15 protein-coding genes are annotated in these 17,417 nt (G+C 70.8%); 4 read left to right on the forward strand and 11 right to left on the reverse strand.

Going from position 1 to position 17,417, the window contains the following annotated elements:
- Positions 1-8: 8 nt before the first annotated feature.
- Entirely contained in the window at positions 9-992 is a 984-nt protein-coding gene (locus ACIG5F_RS09510) for a GlxA family transcriptional regulator (RefSeq protein ID WP_396517017.1), read from the reverse strand.
- Between the two features lie 79 nt (positions 993-1,071).
- On the opposite strand from ACIG5F_RS09510, the gene ACIG5F_RS09515 reads away from it, so the two are divergent.
- Positions 1,072-2,328 (forward strand): MFS transporter, encoded by a 1,257-nt coding sequence (locus ACIG5F_RS09515; protein WP_396517350.1) that lies wholly within the window; start codon positions 1,072-1,074, stop codon positions 2,326-2,328.
- 56 nt (positions 2,329-2,384) lie between these two features.
- Here ACIG5F_RS09515 and ACIG5F_RS09520 read toward each other — a convergent pair whose 3' ends face one another.
- The 8 genes from ACIG5F_RS09520 to ACIG5F_RS09555 all read right to left on the reverse strand — a co-directional run bounded on the left by ACIG5F_RS09520 (position 2,385) and on the right by ACIG5F_RS09555 (position 10,760).
- Positions 2,385-2,642 carry a hypothetical protein gene (locus ACIG5F_RS09520; protein ID WP_396517018.1) on the reverse strand — a complete coding sequence of 86 codons (258 nt, stop codon included), beginning with the start codon at positions 2,640-2,642 and terminating at the stop codon, positions 2,385-2,387.
- Between the two features lie 42 nt (positions 2,643-2,684).
- Positions 2,685-2,975 (reverse strand): hypothetical protein, encoded by a 291-nt coding sequence (locus ACIG5F_RS09525; RefSeq protein ID WP_396517019.1) that lies wholly within the window; start codon positions 2,973-2,975, stop codon positions 2,685-2,687.
- 138 nt (positions 2,976-3,113) lie between these two features.
- Complete coding sequence (locus ACIG5F_RS09530; protein WP_396517020.1) at positions 3,114-3,977, reverse strand: spermidine synthase; 864 nt, start codon at positions 3,975-3,977, stop codon at positions 3,114-3,116.
- A gap of 45 nt (positions 3,978-4,022) precedes the next feature.
- On the reverse strand, positions 4,023-4,406 hold the full coding sequence (gene speD, locus ACIG5F_RS09535) for an adenosylmethionine decarboxylase (RefSeq protein WP_396517021.1): 384 nt from the start codon (positions 4,404-4,406) through the stop codon (positions 4,023-4,025).
- A gap of 71 nt (positions 4,407-4,477) precedes the next feature.
- The gene (locus ACIG5F_RS09540; protein WP_396517022.1) at positions 4,478-5,674 is read right to left on the reverse strand and encodes a type III PLP-dependent enzyme; all 1,197 of its coding nucleotides are present in this window, start codon (positions 5,672-5,674) and stop codon (positions 4,478-4,480) included.
- 255 nt (positions 5,675-5,929) lie between these two features.
- Positions 5,930-8,047, reverse strand: a complete 2,118-nt coding sequence (locus ACIG5F_RS09545; RefSeq protein WP_396517023.1) for a thiamine pyrophosphate-dependent enzyme — start codon at positions 8,045-8,047, stop codon at positions 5,930-5,932.
- Positions 8,044-9,201 (reverse strand): acyl-CoA dehydrogenase family protein, encoded by a 1,158-nt coding sequence (locus tag ACIG5F_RS09550; RefSeq protein ID WP_396517024.1) that lies wholly within the window; start codon positions 9,199-9,201, stop codon positions 8,044-8,046. The genes ACIG5F_RS09545 and ACIG5F_RS09550 overlap by 4 nt, the downstream gene beginning before the upstream one ends.
- Positions 9,201-10,760, reverse strand: a complete 1,560-nt coding sequence (locus ACIG5F_RS09555; protein WP_396517025.1) for an aldehyde dehydrogenase family protein — start codon at positions 10,758-10,760, stop codon at positions 9,201-9,203. Before ACIG5F_RS09555 ends, ACIG5F_RS09550 begins: the two co-directional genes overlap by 1 nt.
- A 133-nt stretch (positions 10,761-10,893) precedes the next feature.
- On the opposite strand from ACIG5F_RS09555, the gene ACIG5F_RS09560 reads away from it, so the two are divergent.
- Genes ACIG5F_RS09560 through ACIG5F_RS09570 form a run of 3 tightly spaced genes read left to right on the forward strand, consistent with a single transcriptional unit; the run spans position 10,894 to position 14,321 of the window.
- Entirely contained in the window at positions 10,894-12,051 is a 1,158-nt protein-coding gene (locus ACIG5F_RS09560; RefSeq protein WP_396517026.1) for a Glu/Leu/Phe/Val dehydrogenase, read from the forward strand.
- A gap of 35 nt (positions 12,052-12,086) precedes the next feature.
- Entirely contained in the window at positions 12,087-13,322 is a 1,236-nt protein-coding gene (locus ACIG5F_RS09565; protein WP_396517027.1) for a DUF4157 domain-containing protein, read from the forward strand.
- Positions 13,323-13,364: 42 nt separating this feature from the next.
- Entirely contained in the window at positions 13,365-14,321 is a 957-nt protein-coding gene (locus ACIG5F_RS09570) for a methyltransferase (RefSeq protein WP_396517028.1), read from the forward strand.
- Here the strand turns inward: ACIG5F_RS09570 and ACIG5F_RS09575 are convergent.
- Together ACIG5F_RS09575 and ACIG5F_RS09580 are read right to left on the reverse strand one after the other, a co-directional pair.
- Positions 14,318-15,076: an NYN domain-containing protein gene (locus tag ACIG5F_RS09575; protein WP_396517029.1), complete on the reverse strand. Its 759-nt coding sequence runs from the start codon at positions 15,074-15,076 to the stop codon at positions 14,318-14,320. The two genes, ACIG5F_RS09570 and ACIG5F_RS09575, sit on opposite strands and share 4 nt — an antisense overlap.
- Positions 15,077-15,130: 54 nt before the next feature.
- Complete coding sequence (locus tag ACIG5F_RS09580; protein ID WP_396517030.1) at positions 15,131-17,251, reverse strand: BTAD domain-containing putative transcriptional regulator; 2,121 nt, start codon at positions 17,249-17,251, stop codon at positions 15,131-15,133.
- Between the last annotated feature and the right edge of the window lie 166 nt (positions 17,252-17,417).

Here is a 17,417-nt window from a genome sequence, read left to right on the forward strand (position 1 = left end):
GGGCCCCTTCATGACGTGGGGGCGGGTGAGGGGGCGCGGCAGGTGAAGTTGCGGCGGTAGGCCAGCGGGGCGACGCCGACCGCGGCGTTGAGGTGCTGGCGCAGCGAGGCTGTGGTGCCGAAGCCGGCGTCGCGGGCGATGCGCTCCACCGAGAGATCGGTCGACTCCAGCAGGTGCCGGGCCCGCTCGACCCGTTCCCGCAGCAGCCACTGGCCCGGGCTCAGGCCGGTCTCCTCCCGGAACCGCCGGGTGAAGGTGCGCACGCTCATCCGGGCGTGCGCAGCCAGCCGGCGCAGGTCCACGGGCTGGTCCAGGTGCTCCACCATCCACTGCCGGGTGGCCGACGTGCCGGCGTCGGTCACCTCCGGCACCGGCCGCTCGATGAACTGCCGCTGGCCGCCGTCCCGCCACGCCGGCACCACCACCCGCCGGGCCGCGTGGTTGGCGACCTCCGCGCCGTGATCGGTGCGCACGATGTGCAGGCACAGGTCGATGCCCGCCGCCGCGCCGGCCGAGGTCAGCACCTGGCCGTCGTCGACGAACAGCACATCCGGGGTCACGCGGACCCGCGGGTGCATCGCGGCCAACTCGTCGGCGTGACACCAATGGGTGGTGGCCTCGCGGCCGTCCAGCATCCCGGCGGCCGCGAGCACGAACGCCCCGGTGCAGATCGACACCCAGCGGACGTCCTTCGGGGCCATCGCCAGCGCCTCGGCCACCCGTGGGTCGAGGACCGCGCTCTCCATCAGCGGCCCCTCGTACGGGCCGGGGATGACCAGGGTGTCGGCGGTGGCGATGATCTCCGGGCCATGGTCGGGCAGCAGGCTGAAGCCGGCGGTGGTGCGCACCGGCCCGCCGTCGACCGTGCAGGTCAGCGTCTCGTACAGCGGCCGGCCGGCGGCCAGCGAGGCCGAGGTGAACACCCGGGACGCGATGCTCAGGTCGAACGCCACCACCCCGTCCAGGGCCAAGACCACGACTCGGTGGGTCATGGCCCGATTCTTGCACATAGTGGCCCTCGGGCCACTCGTTCGAGTGACGCCGGCTTGTCAGGATTCCAGCGTGTTCACGCTGCATCGGGCCTGGCTGGTCGCCGCCGTCACCTTCGTCGCGCTGGTCGGCGCGGCCGGATTCCGGGCCACGCCCGGCGTGCTGATGAATCCGCTGCACGCGGAGTTCGGCTGGTCGATGGGCACCATCTCGGCCGCCGTGTCCGTCAACCTCGCCCTCTACGGGCTCACCTCGCCGTTCGCCGCCGCCCTGATGGAACGCTTCGGCATCCGCCGCGTGGTGTCGATCGCGCTGCTGGTGGTGGCCGCCGGCAGCGGGCTGACCGTGTTCATGACCGCCAGCTGGGAACTCATCCTGTGCTGGGGGGTGCTGGTCGGCCTGGGCACCGGCTCCATGGCGCTGGCGTTCGTCGCCACCGTGACCAGCGCCTGGTTCGTGAAGCACCGGGGCGTCGTCACCGGCGTGCTCACCGCCGGCAGCGCCGCCGGGCAGCTCGTCTTCCTGCCGGTCCTGGCCTCCGTCGCCGGCTCCGTCGGCTGGCGGATCGCCGCCCTGACCGTGGCCGCCGCCGCGCTGGTCGTCGTGCCGCTGGTTGTGTGGCTGCTCCGCGACCGTCCCGAGGACGTCGGCCTGCTGGCCTACGGCGCCACCAAGCCCCAGCCCCGCCCGGTCATCGAGGTCAGCGCCGGCCACCGGGCCATCGACGTGCTGTTCCGCGCCGCCCGTACCCGCAACTTCTGGCTGCTGGCCGCCGGTTTCGCCATCTGCGGGGCCACCACCAACGGCCTCGTCGGCACCCACTTCATCCCCGCCGCCATGGACCATGGCATGGGCGAAACCGCCGCCGCCTCCCTGCTCGCCCTCGTCGGCGTCTTCGACATCGCCGGCACCATCTTCTCCGGCTGGCTCACCGACCGCCTCGACTCCCGGGTCCTGCTCGGGGCCTACTACGGCCTTCGCGGCCTGTCCCTGTTCGCCCTGCCCAGCCTCTTCGCCGGCACCACCCAGCCCAGCATGCTCGTGTTCATCGTCTTCTACGGCCTCGACTGGGTCGCCACCGTGCCCCCCACCGTGGCGCTGTGCCGCCGCTACTACGGCACCGCCGGCCCCATCGTCTTCGGCTGGGTCTTCGCCTCCCACCAGGTCGGCGCCGCCTTCGCCGCCGTGGCCGCCGGCATCGTCCGCGACCAACTCGGCAACTACGACCTCGCCTGGTACATCGCCGGCCTCCTCAGCTGCCTCGCCGCCGTCCTCTCCCTCCTGCTGCTCGCCACCCGCCGCCGCACCCCCACCCCCGAACCGGCAATGGCCGCCTAAGACCGGAGCGGACCGCCCCCGCACTCCGAGCCGGGGACGGTCCGCTCCGCCGTTCGTCAGTCGCCGGTGATCCGGCGGCTTTCTTCCATCTCTTCCTCGAAACGCCGGGTAATCACCGGTAGGACCTGCTCGTACTCGGCTTCGGTGAGTTCCGCGGTGTCCCAGCTGATCGAACCGCGGCGGATCCGCTCGAGGAGGCCGTCCCGCTTCCACACCAGCTGTGGACCGAAGGTCTCCTCGTCAGGCAGCGAACTATCCGGGCCCCAGGTGCGAATGAGCCGGAAGGGGTTGTCCTTCGGATAGTCCTCGTCCACGACCGCGTGGTACCGGTACTCACGTTCCACCGCGACTGCCTCCTAGAGCTTGTTCAGATGATCGAACGTGAGTGACTTCGCGCCGTCCGGGAAGGGCACGTTGCCGAAAATCAGATCAGATTGCAGCTTAGCTGCAGCCGCCTCTTCCGCCGTCGAGTTTGGACTCCGCTGGATTTCGTACAATACGTGCTCCGCGTCCGAGGCCGCGAGGCTGTCCGCCGTGTGCACCTGGACCTCGAACCTCAGGCCGCCGTTCGGAGCCTCGGAATCGAGCCAGGTGAGGTTAATTCCACGGTACGCCGGCACCTTCGGGTCGTCCCAGGTGTTCTTCACAGCCAGGAGCTTGTAACCGGAGGCCTTCGCGTTCTCGGGCAGCCAGAGCGGTTCGTGTCACCCTCCGTGACCGCTCGCCGGTGTGGAAGGGGGCTTTCCTCCACTTGGAGTGGAGGAAAGCCCCCTTCCTAACGTGACTCAGCCCTGGTGGCGGACTCGGTAGGGGGGCACGGAGTTGCCGAGGAGGGCTTCGGCGTCGATGGACTCCGGGCGGTAGCCGAGGGAGGGCAGGCGGGACCGCATCAGGGCGGTGGGGTCGGCGACCTCGTCGGCGCGGCCGAAGAGGTAGGCCCACTCGTGCTCGTCGGAGCCGTAGTAGGCGGTGGTGCCGAAGACGTCGTTGAACCGGCGCCACGAGGTGAGCAAAGTCTGGTTGCGCCACATGGTCTGGCAGCCGGCCTGGGTCACGACGACGCCGCCGGGGGCCAGCACGGCCCGGCACATGGTGAGGAACTCGGTGCCGTACAGGCGGTTGTGCTGCGCCTCTTCCTCCCGTTCGTCGGGGAGGTCGACCAGCACGATGTCGTAGCGCCGGTCACCGGTGGCGGCGTCCACCAGGTACTGCCAGCCGTCGGCGTAGTGCACCTTGACCGGGCCATCGCCGCGTTCGGCGGCGGCGAGCTCGGTGAGGGTGTAGCCGTAGGGCAGGTGCTCGGCGCACAGCTTCACGGCCTGGGTGTCGATGTCCACGTGGTCGACGCGGGTCGCCCCGGCGGCCACGGCCATCTGGCACACGACGCCCTCGCTGGAGCCGACCACGAGCACCGACTCGATCTTGTCGGCCAGCAGCAGCGCCGGCACCATCAGGGCCTCGTGGTAGGTCAGCTGGCTGAACTCGGTGCTCTGCCGGTCGTTGTCGCAGAACAGCGACACGCCCTGTTCGGTGCGGGCGATGACGACGTGCTGGAAGGCGGTGTCGCCCTCCCAGAGCACCTCGTCGAGCTCCCAGACCCGGGTCAGGCCGTGGCCGACCGGCTCGTGGATCTGGCGGGATCGTTGCATCGTGGTCACTAACTTCTCACAATCTGCTGGGGTGGCAAGGGAAAGTCAGTCGTCCTTGCCGCGGCGGATGGTCTTCGCGTGCACCACGGGGGTGTGCAGCGCCTCGGCGATCAGCTGCACGGCCAGCTCGGGTTTGGCCCGATGGCCGCAGGTGAACACGTCGACGAAGACCGAACCGATCTCTGGGTAGGTGTGCAGCGAGGCGTGCGACTCCGACAGCAGCGCCAGCACGGTGACGCCCTGCGGGTCGAACCGCTTGGAGGTCACGTCCAACACGGTCGCCCCGGCCTGGTCGAGCGTCCGGGTCAGAATGTCGCGCAGCAGCGCCTCGTCGTTGAGGAGGGCGGCGTCGATGCCCTCCATCTCGGCCAGGACGTGCTGTCCGGTGAACGACCCCACGGTCTGCACCGAGCCCAGTACTCCGGTCATCTATCACTCCCTACTGTTCCAGGTGAAGACAGACCTCCGGCGAGGCCTGCACGAAAAAGGGGATGACCTGCTCAGATGCAGCGGGTCGGGAGCGGCGCGAAACCGTTGAACGCTATGGAGGAGTAGCTCGCCGTGTAGGCGCCGGTATTCAGGAAGTCCACCCGGTCGCCGGCCCGCAGGTCCAGCGGCATCCGGTACACGTTGCGCTGGTACAGCACGTCGTCGCCGTCGCAGGTCGGCCCGGCCAGGCACACCGGTCCCGTCTCACCGTCACGGCCGGGCGTGGCCAGCAGGTACGTGATGTACTCGTTCTCGGTCTCGGCCAGGCCGTTGTACCGGCCCACATCCAGGTAGACCCAGCGTTTGGAGTCCACAGTGGACTTACGCGAGACCAGCACGACCTCGGAGCGCAGCAGGCCGGCGTCGGACACCAGGAACCGGCCCGGTTCCAGCACCAGCTGCGGCGCCGAGACGAAGTTCCGGGCCACGGAAGCGCTGATCGCCGAGGCGAAGTCGGCCAGCGGCGGCGCGGGAAGGCTGTAGCGGCCGGGCAGGCCGCCGCCGATGTTGAGCATCGACAGCTCGACGCCGTCGGCCGCCAGCTTGGCGGTGATCTCCCCGGCCTGCTCGATCGCCGCGTCCCAGGCCCGCGGATCCAGCTGCTGCGAGCCGACGTGGAAGGACACGCCGGCCGCGGTCAGGCCCAGCTCGGGCGCCCTCGCCAACAGTTGCGCCGCCAGTTCCGGGGCGCAGCCGAACTTGTGGCCGAACGGCGTCAGGGAACCGGTGTCGGCCAGCACTATCCGGCAGAACACCGCCGCGCCAGGGGCCATCTCGGCGATGGCCGCCAGGTCGGCCTCGCTGTCGGTGGTGAACAACCGCACGCCGCGCTCGAAGGCGTAGCCGATGTCGGCTCGCTTCTTGATCGTGTTGCCGTACGAGATCCGCTCCGCGCCGGCGCCCTCGGCCAGGCACAGGTCGATCTCCGGCGGGCTCGCCACGTCGAAGTGCGCGCCCAGCTCCACCAGCAGCCGCACCACTTCGCGGGCCGGATTCGCCTTGACGGCGTAGTAGAGCTTGGCCCCGGGGAAGGACGCCGCCAACTCCGCATAGCGGTCGCGGATCGTCTGGAGATCGATCACCAGGCAGGGGGTGGCGGGCTGCTCCCGCTCGAGATACTCGCGGATACGGGCTATCGCCCCGGTCTCCTCCACCGTTGTCGGCGGAGGTGTCGCCGTGTCGACCGTTTCTGTCGGCTGCGGCGCCATGACGGCGAGGCTGCGTCCCATTCCGCTACGTACCTACCACTTCTCGGGTCAGTGTGTGCGTCGACCCGCTCGCCGCTTGGGTGGTCACGATGCGCTGCGCATCGCGGCGAGTCATGGTAAGGCCTCGGCGGCCCTGTTGGCGACCATCACCCCCTGATGGGGCAGTCCCACCTCTGGTGTCGACTCTCACACCACTGTCCGTAATGCACCGAGGCCACGGGTAGAGCCTTGTGTCGCAATGGATTCAGCGAAGGTTCAGACCATCGACACCGCTGCGTCGTGGATCGTCTCCTCGGACAACAGGACGGTGAGCGCGGCATCGCCGAGCGGGATGAAGCTGTCCGCGCTGGCCACCCGTCGGACGATGCCGGGGAAACTCGCGTCGGACAGCGCGGTGATCACGGACTCGGCGACGCCGCCGGTGCGGCGGGTCTCGTCGACCACGAGCACCCGGCCGGTGGCGGCGGCCTCGCGGTGGATGTCCTCGACCGGCAGGGGAGCCAGCCAGCGGAGGTCGAGCACCCGGCAGGAGATGCCGGCGGCCGCCAGCCGGCGGGCGACCCGAAGGCACATGCGGACGCCGTTGCCGAAGGTGATCAACGTCAGATCCGTGCCGTCGCCATGGGTGCGGCCACGGCCAACAGGCACATGGTCGACCGGCGCCGGGGCGAGCCAGCCGGCGTCGCCGTCGGAGTGGAGGTCACGGGTGTGGTACAGGGCAATGGGTTCCAGGAACACCGACAGCGTGCCGTCGACGTCGGCGGCGGCGACGCAGGTGCGCAGCATGGCGGCGGCGTCGTCGGGCCGGGACGGCGAGGCGATCACCAGCCCGGGGATGTCCCGCAGCGCGGCGACGGCGTTGTCGTTGTGGAAATGGCCGCCGAAGCCCTTCTGGTAGCCGTAGCCGGCGATCCGCACGACCATCGGGTTGCGGTACTGGCCGTTGGAGAAGAACGGCAGCGTCGCGGCCTCGCCCCGCAGCTGGTCGGCGGCGTTGTGCAGGTACGCCAGGTACTGGATCTCCGGCACCGGCAGCAGTCCGGACACGCCGAGCCCGAGGCCCAGCCCCAGAATGGACTGCTCGTCGAGCAGAGTGTCGAACACCCGCCCGCCACCGGCCTGCTTCTGCAGCCCCCGGGTCACGCCGTACACGCCGCCCTTGCGGGCCACGTCCTCGCCGAACACGCACATCCCGGGGTACTGGCTCAGCAGCTGGGCCAGGGTCCGGTTGATCGATTGAGCCAGCGTCAGGGGCTCGGTCCACGGCAGCGGCCGGATCCGGGACGCCACCAGGGCCGGCCGGCGCGGCGCCAGCGGGGCGATGACCGCCTTGGCGCTGTCCAGCTGCGGCCGCCGGGACGCCTCCTCGGCCAGCTGACGCACCTCGGCCCGCTTGGCCTCGTACCGGTCGAGCACCTCGGCCGGCGTCAGGATCCCGGCCGACACCAGGGTTTCCGCGGTGCCCAGCACCGGATCCCTGGCCAGGTCCGCGATGATCTCCGTGCTGCTGCGGTAGGCCACCTCGGCGTCCGAGCCGGCGTGGCCCATCAGCCGCACGGTCGACAGGTGCAGGAACGCCGGCTTCCGGTGCCGCCGAACGTAGTCCGCCGCCTCGGCCGCGACCTGCCGGGTCTGCACGAGGTCGAAACCGCTGGCGTGGAAGTAGCGCAGCCCCGGCCGCGAGCCGTAGGCGGCGCCGATCCAGCCGCGCGGGGTCGGCACGCTGATGCCGATCCCGTTGTCCTCGCAGACGAACAGCAGCGGCACCGGCAGCCCCTGGTACGCCGTGTAGATCGCGGCGTTGATCGCCCCGGTGGCTGTGGAGTGGTTGGCCGAGGCGTCGCCGAAGCTGCACACCGTGATCGCGTCGTCCGGCCACGCCGACGGCACGCCGAGCTTGCGGGCCCGCTCGATGGCGAACGCCACCCCCAGCGAGCGCGGCAGGTGCGAGGCGATCGTGGACGTCTGGGGGATGACGGCGGCGGCGTGATGGCCGAACACCTTGTGCCGCCCGCCGGCGATCGGCTCATCGGTGGCGGCCATCATGCCCAGCAACACATCCAGCGATCCGTCGCGCCCCAGCTGCCGCATCCGTGCCAGGTAGAACGCGCCCGAACGGTAGTGCAGCAGCGCTGGATCGGTCGGCCGCAACGCCGCCGCGACGGCGGCGTTGCCCTCGTGCCCGGACGAGCCGATCGTGTAGTAACCCAGGCCCCGCGCGCGGAACTCCCGGGCGACCAGGTCGATGTGCCGGCTGCCCAGCTGGGCGTCGAACAGCTCCAGCAGCTGCGATCCCAGCGGCGCCAACGGCCGCCGGCCGGCCGACAGCGCCCGCACCGACGCGACGAAGTGCTCGTCGACCTGCTCGGTCAACGGTACGCGCCGATCCCGGTGACGGCCTCGCCCAGCACCAGCGTGTGGATCTCGCTGGTGCCCTCGTAGGTCAGCACCGACTCCAGGTTGTTGGCGTGGCGCAGCACCGAGTACTCGGTGGTGATGCCGCTGGCGGCCAGGATGGTCCGGGCCTGCCGGGCGATCTCCAGCGCGGCCCGCACGTTGTTCAGCTTGCCGAAGCTGACGTGCGCGGTCTCGCACCGGCCGGCGTCCTTGAGCCGTCCGATGTGGACGGCGGTGAGGAACGCCTTCTCCAGCTCCAGCACCATGCCCACCAGTTTCTCCTGGGTGAGCTGGAAACCGGCGATCGGCCGGTCGAACTGCACCCGGGTCTTGGCGTACTCCAACGCCGTGGCGTAGCAGTCGCGGGCCGCGCCGACCGCGCCCCACAGGATGCCGAACCTGGCTTCGTTGAGGCAGGACAAGGGCGCTCGCAGGCCGCGGCTGTCCGGCAGCACGGCGTCGGCCGGCAGCACGCAGTCCTCCAGGATGAGCTCGGAGGTCACCGATGCCCGCAGCGACAGCTTGTCCTTGATGTCGCGAGTGCTGAAACCCTTGGTGCCACGGGGAACAACGAAGCCTCGGATGCCCTCCTCGGCCCGGGCCCAGACCACGGCCACGTCGGCGATGCCACCGTTGGTGATCCACAGCTTGCTGCCGTTGAGGACCCACTCGCCGTTGACGAGTGTGGCGGTGGTGCGCATGCCGGCCGGGTTGGAGCCGAAGTCCGGCTCGGTCAGGCCGAAGCAGCCGATCAGCTCGCCGGCGGCCATCTTGGGCAGCCAGGTCTGCTTCTGCTCCTCGGAGCCGAACTTGTGGATCGCGGTCATGGCCAGGGATCCCTGCACCGACACGAAACTGCGCAGGCCGCTGTCCACGGCCTCCAGCTCCATGCACGCGATGCCGTACGCGGTGGCGCTGGCCCCGGCGCAGCCGTATCCCTTGAGGTGCATGCCGAACAGGCCCAGTTCGCCCAGCTCCGGCGCCAGCTCGCGGGGGAACGTGCCGTCGGCGAACCAGCGGCCCACGTTCGGCCGCACCTTGGCGTCCACGAACTGCCGCACCGTGTCCCGGATCAGCCGTTCCTCGTCGGAGAACGTGTCGGCGACGCCGAGCAGGTCAATGGGATCCATCAGTCCTCCAACCGGAAAGCGAGGTCGGCCTTGGGCAGTTCGACCATGTCCATCTGCGCCTTCTGCAACTTGCCGGCGTAGTCCCAGTTCATCGACTGCCAGCGGGTGAACTGGTCAAGCACCCACACGCCCGACTGCCGGCTTCCGTTGCCGGACAGGCCGTTTCCGCCGAACGGCAGATGCGCCTCGGCGCCCGATGTGGAGTTGTTCACGCTGACCATGCCGGCCCGGCAGCGCTCGCGGAACCGGAAGGCGTTGCTGGCGTCAGTAGTGTAGATCGCGGCCGACAGGCCGTAGCCGTGGCCGTTGGCCAGCTCGACCGCCTCGTCGAGGGTGTCGAAGATGCCGACGCCGACCAGCGGGCCGAAGGTTTCCGTGCGGTACAAGGCGTCCTGGGCGGTGATGCCGTCCACGATGGTCGGGTGCACGTACACGCCACGGTCGGCCTCGCCGAGGAAACCCTTGCGGGGATTGGCATCGGTGATGCGGCCGACGCCGGTGGAGCCGTGGGTGGTGTGGTGCGGCTGGATGAGCTCCAGGTACTGCTCGAAGCGCTCGGCGTAGCGGACGTCGATCATCGGGCCGTACAGGACGCCCTGGCTCGGCTCGCCGACGATCGCGTTCTCCACCGCGGCGGTGAACCGGCTCAGGAACTCGTCGTGCACCTCACGCTGCACGAAGACCGTGCCCAGCGAGGTGCAGCGCTGGCCGGCGGAGCCGAAGCCGCTGAACAGCGCGCCTTCCACGGCCAGGTCCAGGTTCGCGTCGGCCATCACCACGAGCGGGTTCTTGCCGCCCAGTTCCAGGCACGGCGACTGGAGGTGCCGCCCGCACAGCTCGCTGATCGCCCGGCCGACCTCGGTCGAGCCGGTGAAGCCGACCTTGTCCACCAGGCCCTGCTCCAGCGCCTGCTCCAGGCCGGCGAAGGTCGCCTTGCCGTCGGCCTGCACGAGGTTGAGCACGCCGGCCGGCACGCCCGCGTGCCAGCTCAGCTCGGCCAGCGCCTGGCCGACCGCCGCCGACAACTCGGCCGGCTTCCACACCACGGTGTTGCCGCACAGCAGCGCCGGCACCAGGTACCAGGACGGCACCGCCGCCGGGAAGTTGGCGGCGGTGATGATCGCCGTCACGCCGACCGGCACGCGGAAGGTGAACAGCTGCTTGTCCGGCATCTCGCTGGGCACGGTCTGCCCGTACAGCCGACGGCCCTCGCCGAGGAAGAAGTCGCAGGTGTCGATGATCTCCTGGACCTCGCCCAGCGCCTCCGCGTACGGCTTGCCGATCTCGCGGGTGACCAGCCGGGCCAGCGCCTCCTTGTTGGCTTCCACCAGCCGGCCCAGCCGGGCGATGACCTGGCCGCGGACCGGGGCGGGGATGGCCGCCCACTCGGGCTGGGCCCGCCGGGCCGCGCGGGCGGCGTCCACCAGGACGCTCGGGCCGGCCAGCGACACCTCGGCCACCACGTCGTCGAGGTCGGCGGGGTTGTGGGAACGGAGAACGCCGACCTCGGACTTCTGGTCGGGGACGCCGTCGACAACGGAGACGCACTTGTGCTGCATGGCGTCCACCTTGGCGAACTCACCCGCGCGACGCCAACTCCACGAGCCTCCGGGCTGGTGGGCTTAAGGTTCAGCGTAGCTGGAGCTCGGATGCCAGAGCCCTTTTCCTGCTGCATGTCGCTAGCCTCGGGGCATGTTCGAGCTGATGGACGAGTGGGGCCCGGAGAAGGTCGTCTGCGTGTCCGATCCGCGGACCGGCATGCGCGGGGTGCTGGTGATCGACAACACCGCCCGGGGCATGGGCAAGGGCGGCACCCGGATGAGTCCGACGCTGTCGGTCGAGGAGGTGGCCCGGCTGGCCCGGGTCATGACCTGGAAATGGGCCGGCGTCGACCTGTTCTTCGGCGGGGCCAAGGCCGGCATCCGCTTCGACCCGGCGTCGCCGGACAAGGAGGCCGCGCTGCGGGCCTTCGTCCGGCTGCTGTCCAACGAGATCCCGCGCGAGTACGTCATCGGCCTGGACATGGGGTTGACCGAGCGGGACGCCGCCATCGTGCAGGACGAGCTCAGGGATCGGGGCGCGGCGGTCGGCACCCCGGCCGAGCTCGGCGGCGTGCCCTACGACGAGCTCGGCGTCACCGGCTACGGCGTCGCCGAGGCCACCGACGCCGTGTTTCCCCTGGCCGGCAAGCGGGTCGCCATCCAGGGCCTCGGCGCCGTCGGCCGGGCCGCCGCCCGTCGCTACGCGGAACTGGGGGCGGTGATCGTCGCCGTGTCGTCCGCGCTGGGAGCCGTGCACGACCCTAACGGCCTGGACGTTACGCGGCTGCTGGCGGTTCCCGGCGACGCTGCCGTGATCGAGTACTCCGGCGGCGCCCGGTTGACGCTGGGGGCCGAGTTGCTGGTCCCCACCGACGTGCTGGTGCCCTGCGCGTTGCAGGACGTCATCGACGACTCGCTGGCCGGCAAGATCGAGGCCTCGGTCGTGGTCGAGGGAGCCAACATGCCGACTTCCCCAGCCGCGCAAGAGGTCCTGGCCGCTCGCGGCATCACCGTGCTGCCCGACTTCATCGCCAACGCCGGCGGTGTCGTCGCCGCCGGCTTCGCCATGGACGCCCGGCACTCCGCCTTCCGCCCCGACCCGGCCGCCATCTACGCCACCATCTCGGCCAAGCTCCGGGCCAACGCCGTCACCGTGCTGGAACACGCCTCGGCCGCCGGCGCCACCACCCACCAGGCCGCCCGCGCCCTGGCCGAATCCCGCGTCCGGAAGGCCATGGAACTGAAAGGCCGAACTCCCGGCGAGTCACGCTCTGGGACACACCGAATGTCGGTTTCCGGCACAGCGTGACGGGGCAGTGACGATCGCTACGCACGATTTGCCCCATGACGGCCTACGCCTCCACTCATCGGGACAGCGCGCCGAAGGTCAGTCATCCCCACGACCCGGCCGAACGTGAAGCCGAACGGACCGCCGATTCGGTGATGCGGTCGCTGCCGGCCGGTCCCGAGTCGCGGTCCACCACCGGGAGCTCCGGTGGTGGCCTGGACGCGGCCACCCGGCGTCGGTTCGAGCCCCACTTCGGCGACCTGTCGGCGGTGCGGATCCGCGCGGATCACACCGCCGCCACGCAGGCGCGCCGGCTCAACGCCAACGCGTTCACCATCGGCAACACCATCTCGTTCGCCAGCGGCAAGTTCGCGCCCGGATCCGCTGCCGGGCAACGGCTTCTCGCGCACGAGATCGCGCACGTCACGAGCCCCCGGTCGAACGCGGGCGTGATCCACCGCGACCTGGCCGGCTACACGCGCGAACACCTCGACGTGATGCCGAACCCCAGCCTCGGCATGGGCATGAGCTCGCCGACCATGGACGTGACCAGCGCCGACGCCGCCGCGCTGGCCTCGGCGCTAGCCGCGCTGATCACCGCGGGCAAGATCGGCACCGGCACTCATGGCGATCTGCAAGGGTTCTGGTCGACGGGCGCGACCCAGGCCGACGTCGAGGCCGCCTTCACGGCCGCCGGCTTCCCGAAGGCGCGCGACATGGCCGTGACCCTGCTCGACGGGACCCGGAGCGCGGTCTACTCCCGCAACGAGAAGGTGTACGTCCCGGGAATCATCTGGGACACAACGCTGCTGGAGACCAAGCAGAACGTGTCCGTGCGGACGACGCGTGGCCTGACGAACGCGGAGAAGGTCGCCGCGCAAAGCGTTTTCGGCAATTCGCTGAACTACGACGCGATCGTGCTCGACGAGGCGCCGGTCATGGCGATCGGCGGTTACGCGCGCACCACGCCGTGGACGATCAACTTCCCGGTCGGCACCCTGTCCGGCGGCCTGTCGATCACCTGGCTGATCCACGAGATGGGCCATTCCTGGGAATACGCCCAGGGGGTGTCGATGCTGACCACTCTCCGCCACGCCATTCGGGGCGTCTATGACTACGGCGGCGAGGCCGAGCTGGCGAAACGCACGGCGGCGGGGCAGGGGCTCAGGTCGTTCAACACCGAGCAGCAGGCCGATATCGCCAAGGACGCCTATCTCGCTCTCAACGGATCCGGTACGCTTTCGGTTTTCCTGCCGTACATAGCGGAATTCCACTCCGGCTATCACCCGTAAATCGCGGGCAGACAACCGGTCGGACCCGATAGCCTCGGCCCAATGGGAACCCCGTCGATCATGGCCCTGGCCGATCTCGCCACCCCCATGTCCATCCGGGTCGCCGCGACCCTCGGCCTGCACGAGCGGGCCGCCGGCGGCGCCACCGCCGAGCAGTTGGCGGCCGAGACCGGAGCCTCCGCCCCGGCGCTGGGCCGGGTGCTCGATCACCTGGTCGGCGTGGGCGTCTTCGCGCGGGACGGTGATCGCTACCGGACCACCGAGCTCGGTCACCAGATCCGCGACTTCCTGCCCATCCTCGACACCACCCGCGCCGGCGGCCGCGCCGACCTGGCGTTCGTCGAGTTGCTGCACACCGTCACCACCGGCGGGTCCGCGTACGAGCACCGGTACGGGCGGGACTTCTGGGACGACCTCGACGCCAACGTAGAGCTGCGGCGCTCGTTCGACGCGCAGATGGCCTGGCGGTTCAAGACCCAGGGGCCGCAGATCGCGCAACGCTATGACTGGAGCCGGTTCCCGCGCATCGTCGACCTCGGCGGCGGCGACGGCAATCTGCTCACCGCCATCCTGGTGGCCCATCCGTCGGTCCGCGGCGAAGTGCTGGACTACGGCGATTCCGCGACTGCCGCGCGCGAACGCTTCGCCGCCGCTGGCGTCTCCGACCGGGCCGGCGCGATCGGCGGCAGCTTCTTCGACCCGCTGCCGACCGGGGCCGACGCCTATGTGCTCTGCGACATCCTGCACAACTGGGACGACGACTCCGTGCGCAAGATCCTTACCGCCTGCCGTAACACTTCCGGCACCGTCATCGTGATCGAGGCCATGCGCGGGCGCGGCGTCGGCACCGCCATGGACCTGTCCATGCTCATGTGCTTCGGCGGCCGGGAACGCACCGTGGACGAGCTGGCGGTGATCGCCGCCGAATGCGGATTCCGGCTGGCGGCCACCACTGCCGTCGCCGACCACCGCACCGCCCTGGAGTTCGTGCCGGTCTAGCGGCGGCGGTCGCGCACGTACACCGTGGACGACTTGCCCTCGCCCGAGCTGCGGCGGTTGACCTCGAACAGCGTCGTCGCCGTGACCAGGTCGCTGAGCTTGGCGTAGCCGTAGGTGCGGGAGTCGAAGTCGGGGCGCTGCTTGGTGACGATGTTGCCGACACCCGACAGCGAGGCCCACCCGTCGTCGTCCGACGCCGCCTCGACCGCGCCCCGCAGCAGGGAGACCAGCGTGGAGTCGCTCTTGAGCTGCGCCGCCGTCCTCCGCGTGGCCGGCGGCTCGGCCGGGGCGGCGGCCGTCTCCTCGGCGTAGGACAGGTTCTCCACGTAGATGAACTTGTCGCAGGCCGCCACGAAGGGCTTCGGCGTCTTGCGCTCGCCGAAGCCATAGACCGTCAGGCCCGACTCGCGCAGCCGGGCCGCCAGCCGGGTGAAGTCCGAGTCGCTGGAGACGATGCAGAACCCGTCGAAACGGTCGGAGTACAGCAGGTCCATGGCGTCGATGACCATCGCCGCGTCGGTGGCGTTCTTGCCCGTGGTGTACGCGAACTGCTGGATGGGCTGGATGGACTGGGCCAGCAGCTGGTCCTTCCAGCCCTTCAGGTTGGTGCCCGTCCAGTCCCCGTAGGCCCGCTTGACGTGGGCCGTGCCGTACTTGGCCACCTCGGCCAGCAGGGCGTCGGTGATCGACGGCTGCGCGTTGTCGGCGTCGATCAACACCGCCAGCTTCGCCGCGTTCTCGCTGGTCCCGGCCATCTCGGTCTCCTCGGTCGTCGGCAACCACCGCTGATCCTGCCCGAACCGGCCGGGTCAGGGGAGGTCGGGAGCCGGCATGCCCAGCGCCGCCGCGTCCCGGGCGGCCGTGGCCAGCTCCTGCGCCGCGGCGGCGTCGTCCCCCGGGCCGCCGCGCGCGGCCAGCGCCTGGGCGTGCCGGGTCCTGGACATCACGACGGCCGGCCAGTGGCCGAGCGCCAGGTTGTGCTGTACTGCGGAGTTCAGATGGCCGACCGCGCGGTCGAGATCGCCCATCGCCATGGCGGCGACGCCCAGCGCCCGGCTGGTCGAGCCGAAACAGGCGACAGCCAGGCTGGCCATCGCCGGCAGATGTCCGTACGGGGCGAGCAGATCGTGCACGCGGCCGGCGGTCGCCGCGTCGTCGAGCAGATAGGCCGTCTCCGCGATGCCGCTCATCGAGACCAGCCAGGTGCTCGACCGGGACAGCCGCGCCAGGTCGTGGCCGACGAGCCGGGCCAGCGAGCCGGCCGCCTTGCGCTGGTCGCCCGCCGTCGCGGCGGCCACGGCCAGCGCCGCGAAGTACGAGTTGTCGTTGGTGCTGAGGGTCGAGGAGCTGACCAGCTCGTCCAGCAGCGGCAGCAGTTCGGGGAGGCGACCCTGGAACCACCTGATCGCCATCAGCTGCGCGCCGTACCAGCCGATGGCGTCGGCGTCGCCGGCCACCTGCCCCAGCTCGGCACACGCCTTGGCCTGCTCCTCGGCCTCGTCGAACCGACCGGCGCGGATCGTCAGCATCACCCGCATCGCGCTCGCGGCGAAGCCGACCGCCAGGTGATCCCGGCCCGCCAGCTCCTGCTCCAGCTCGTCCAGCAGGCGCTCGGCGTGCGGATTGCCGGCCAGGAACTGGTCGACGGTGTGCCAGAGCAGGCCCATCAGCCGGTCGCCGCGCCGTCGGGTGCGGTCGCTCTCGCCGATCAGCTCCCACGACAGCGCCTGCCGCAGCGCGACGTGATCGGGGCCGAGCACACAGTGGTGAGCGATGCTCAACGCCTCGGCGTGCACGATCCGGTCCTCGGCGCGGCGGGTGTCGTCGAGCAGGGCCAGGATCCCGGCGTGCTCGGCCGCCTGGTAGTCGTTCTCGCCGGTCAGCCGAACCCGCAGCCGCAACGCTTCCGACGATTGGGGATCGACGGCCACGAGCGCCTGCGCCAGCCGGGCGTGCAGCTGGGCCTTGCCGGTGGCCGGGCGGTGTTCGTGGACCCACAGTCCGCTCAGGCCCAGCGCCGCCCGGGCCATGGCGGTGGCGTCGCCGGCCTGCGCCGCCAAGCCGTGAGCGATCTCGAACTGCCGCCGGCCGGCCAGCAGGTCGCCGTCGATCTGGAGCGCCTCGTCGCCGGCCGCCAGCGCCGCCCGCAGCGGGTCGGCCGCCGGCGTCAGCAGGCCGGTGTCGTGGGCGAGGATCCGGCGGTGGACCGCGGCGAGGGCCGGCGACGGCTCCACACCCGACCGGTCGACGAGCACGAGCCTTGCACGCCGGAAGACGTCCAGCGCGTCGGCCTGGCGGCCCGCGCGGTACAGGGCCGTCATCAGCTGCCCCCACAGCCGTTCGTTCGTCGGGTGGTCCGTGGTCAGGGCGGTCAGCTCCGCGATCAGGTCCTGCCCGTGGCCGGTGGCCAGTTCGGCGTCGATGCGGTCCTGCACCGCGTTGTGGCGCAGCTCCGCCAGCCGCCGCGCTTCCGCGTCGAGCCCGGCCATGCCGGCGAACTCCTCGTACGCCTCGCCCTGCCACAGCCCCAGTGCCGCGGTCAGCTGCCCGGCCGCGACGTCCGGCCGTCCGGCGTCGAGCTCGCGACGGCCCGCCGCCGCCAGCCGCTCGAACCGGGCCGCGTCCACGCCCTCGGGATCCACCCGCAGCAGGTAGCCCGGCTGCCGGGTCACGATGAGGCTGGCGGGCAGCAACGCCTTGCGCAGCCTGGACATGTACGTGCGAACCGTCCGGTCCGCGTCGTCCGGTGCGTCGCCGTCCCACAGCAGCCGCACCAACGCCGACACCGGCACCGGCCGCCCGGCCGCCGCCACCAGCGCCGCCAGCAACGCCCGCAGGCGCGGGCCGCCGAGGTTCGCCGGGTGGCCGTCGACCTCGACCCGCAGCGAGCCGAGCACCCGTACGTCGACGGCACACGGATTCTCGCCCACGGCAACCCCCGGCTGGGTCGTCAACCTCTCCACAAGGGGAGACGACCCTAACGCCGGATACGTCGCGGTGTGCGCGGTTTATCCCTCCAGCCAAGGGGGTCGCGGCCATTCGGCGGAAGTGCCGGTGTGCGCCGGTTGCGGGGGAACCGGCGCACACCTGGGAACA

Origin of the sequence: Kutzneria sp. NPDC052558, from assembly GCF_044547355.1 — a bacterium.
Lineage (GTDB): Bacteria > Actinomycetota > Actinomycetes > Mycobacteriales > Pseudonocardiaceae > Kutzneria.

What these genes read in the sequence shown, in the direction of transcription:
- speD (WP_396517021.1), bottom strand. Translation starts at nt 4,406, where the DNA reads ATGACCGGAGTACTGGGCTCGGTGCAGACCGTGGGGTCGTTCACCGGA.
- ACIG5F_RS09510 (WP_396517017.1), bottom strand. Translation starts at nt 992, where the DNA reads ATGACCCACCGAGTCGTGGTCTTGGCCCTGGACGGGGTGGTGGCGTTC.
- ACIG5F_RS09565 (WP_396517027.1), top strand. Translation starts at nt 12,087, where the DNA reads ATGACGGCCTACGCCTCCACTCATCGGGACAGCGCGCCGAAGGTCAGT.
- ACIG5F_RS09555 (WP_396517025.1), bottom strand. Translation starts at nt 10,760, where the DNA reads ATGCAGCACAAGTGCGTCTCCGTTGTCGACGGCGTCCCCGACCAGAAG.
- ACIG5F_RS09540 (WP_396517022.1), bottom strand. Translation starts at nt 5,674, where the DNA reads ATGGCGCCGCAGCCGACAGAAACGGTCGACACGGCGACACCTCCGCCG.
- ACIG5F_RS09560 (WP_396517026.1), top strand. Translation starts at nt 10,894, where the DNA reads ATGTTCGAGCTGATGGACGAGTGGGGCCCGGAGAAGGTCGTCTGCGTG.
- ACIG5F_RS09570 (WP_396517028.1), top strand. Translation starts at nt 13,365, where the DNA reads ATGGGAACCCCGTCGATCATGGCCCTGGCCGATCTCGCCACCCCCATG.
- ACIG5F_RS09530 (WP_396517020.1), bottom strand. Translation starts at nt 3,977, where the DNA reads ATGCAACGATCCCGCCAGATCCACGAGCCGGTCGGCCACGGCCTGACC.
- ACIG5F_RS09550 (WP_396517024.1), bottom strand. Translation starts at nt 9,201, where the DNA reads ATGGATCCCATTGACCTGCTCGGCGTCGCCGACACGTTCTCCGACGAG.
- ACIG5F_RS09575 (WP_396517029.1), bottom strand. Translation starts at nt 15,076, where the DNA reads ATGGCCGGGACCAGCGAGAACGCGGCGAAGCTGGCGGTGTTGATCGAC.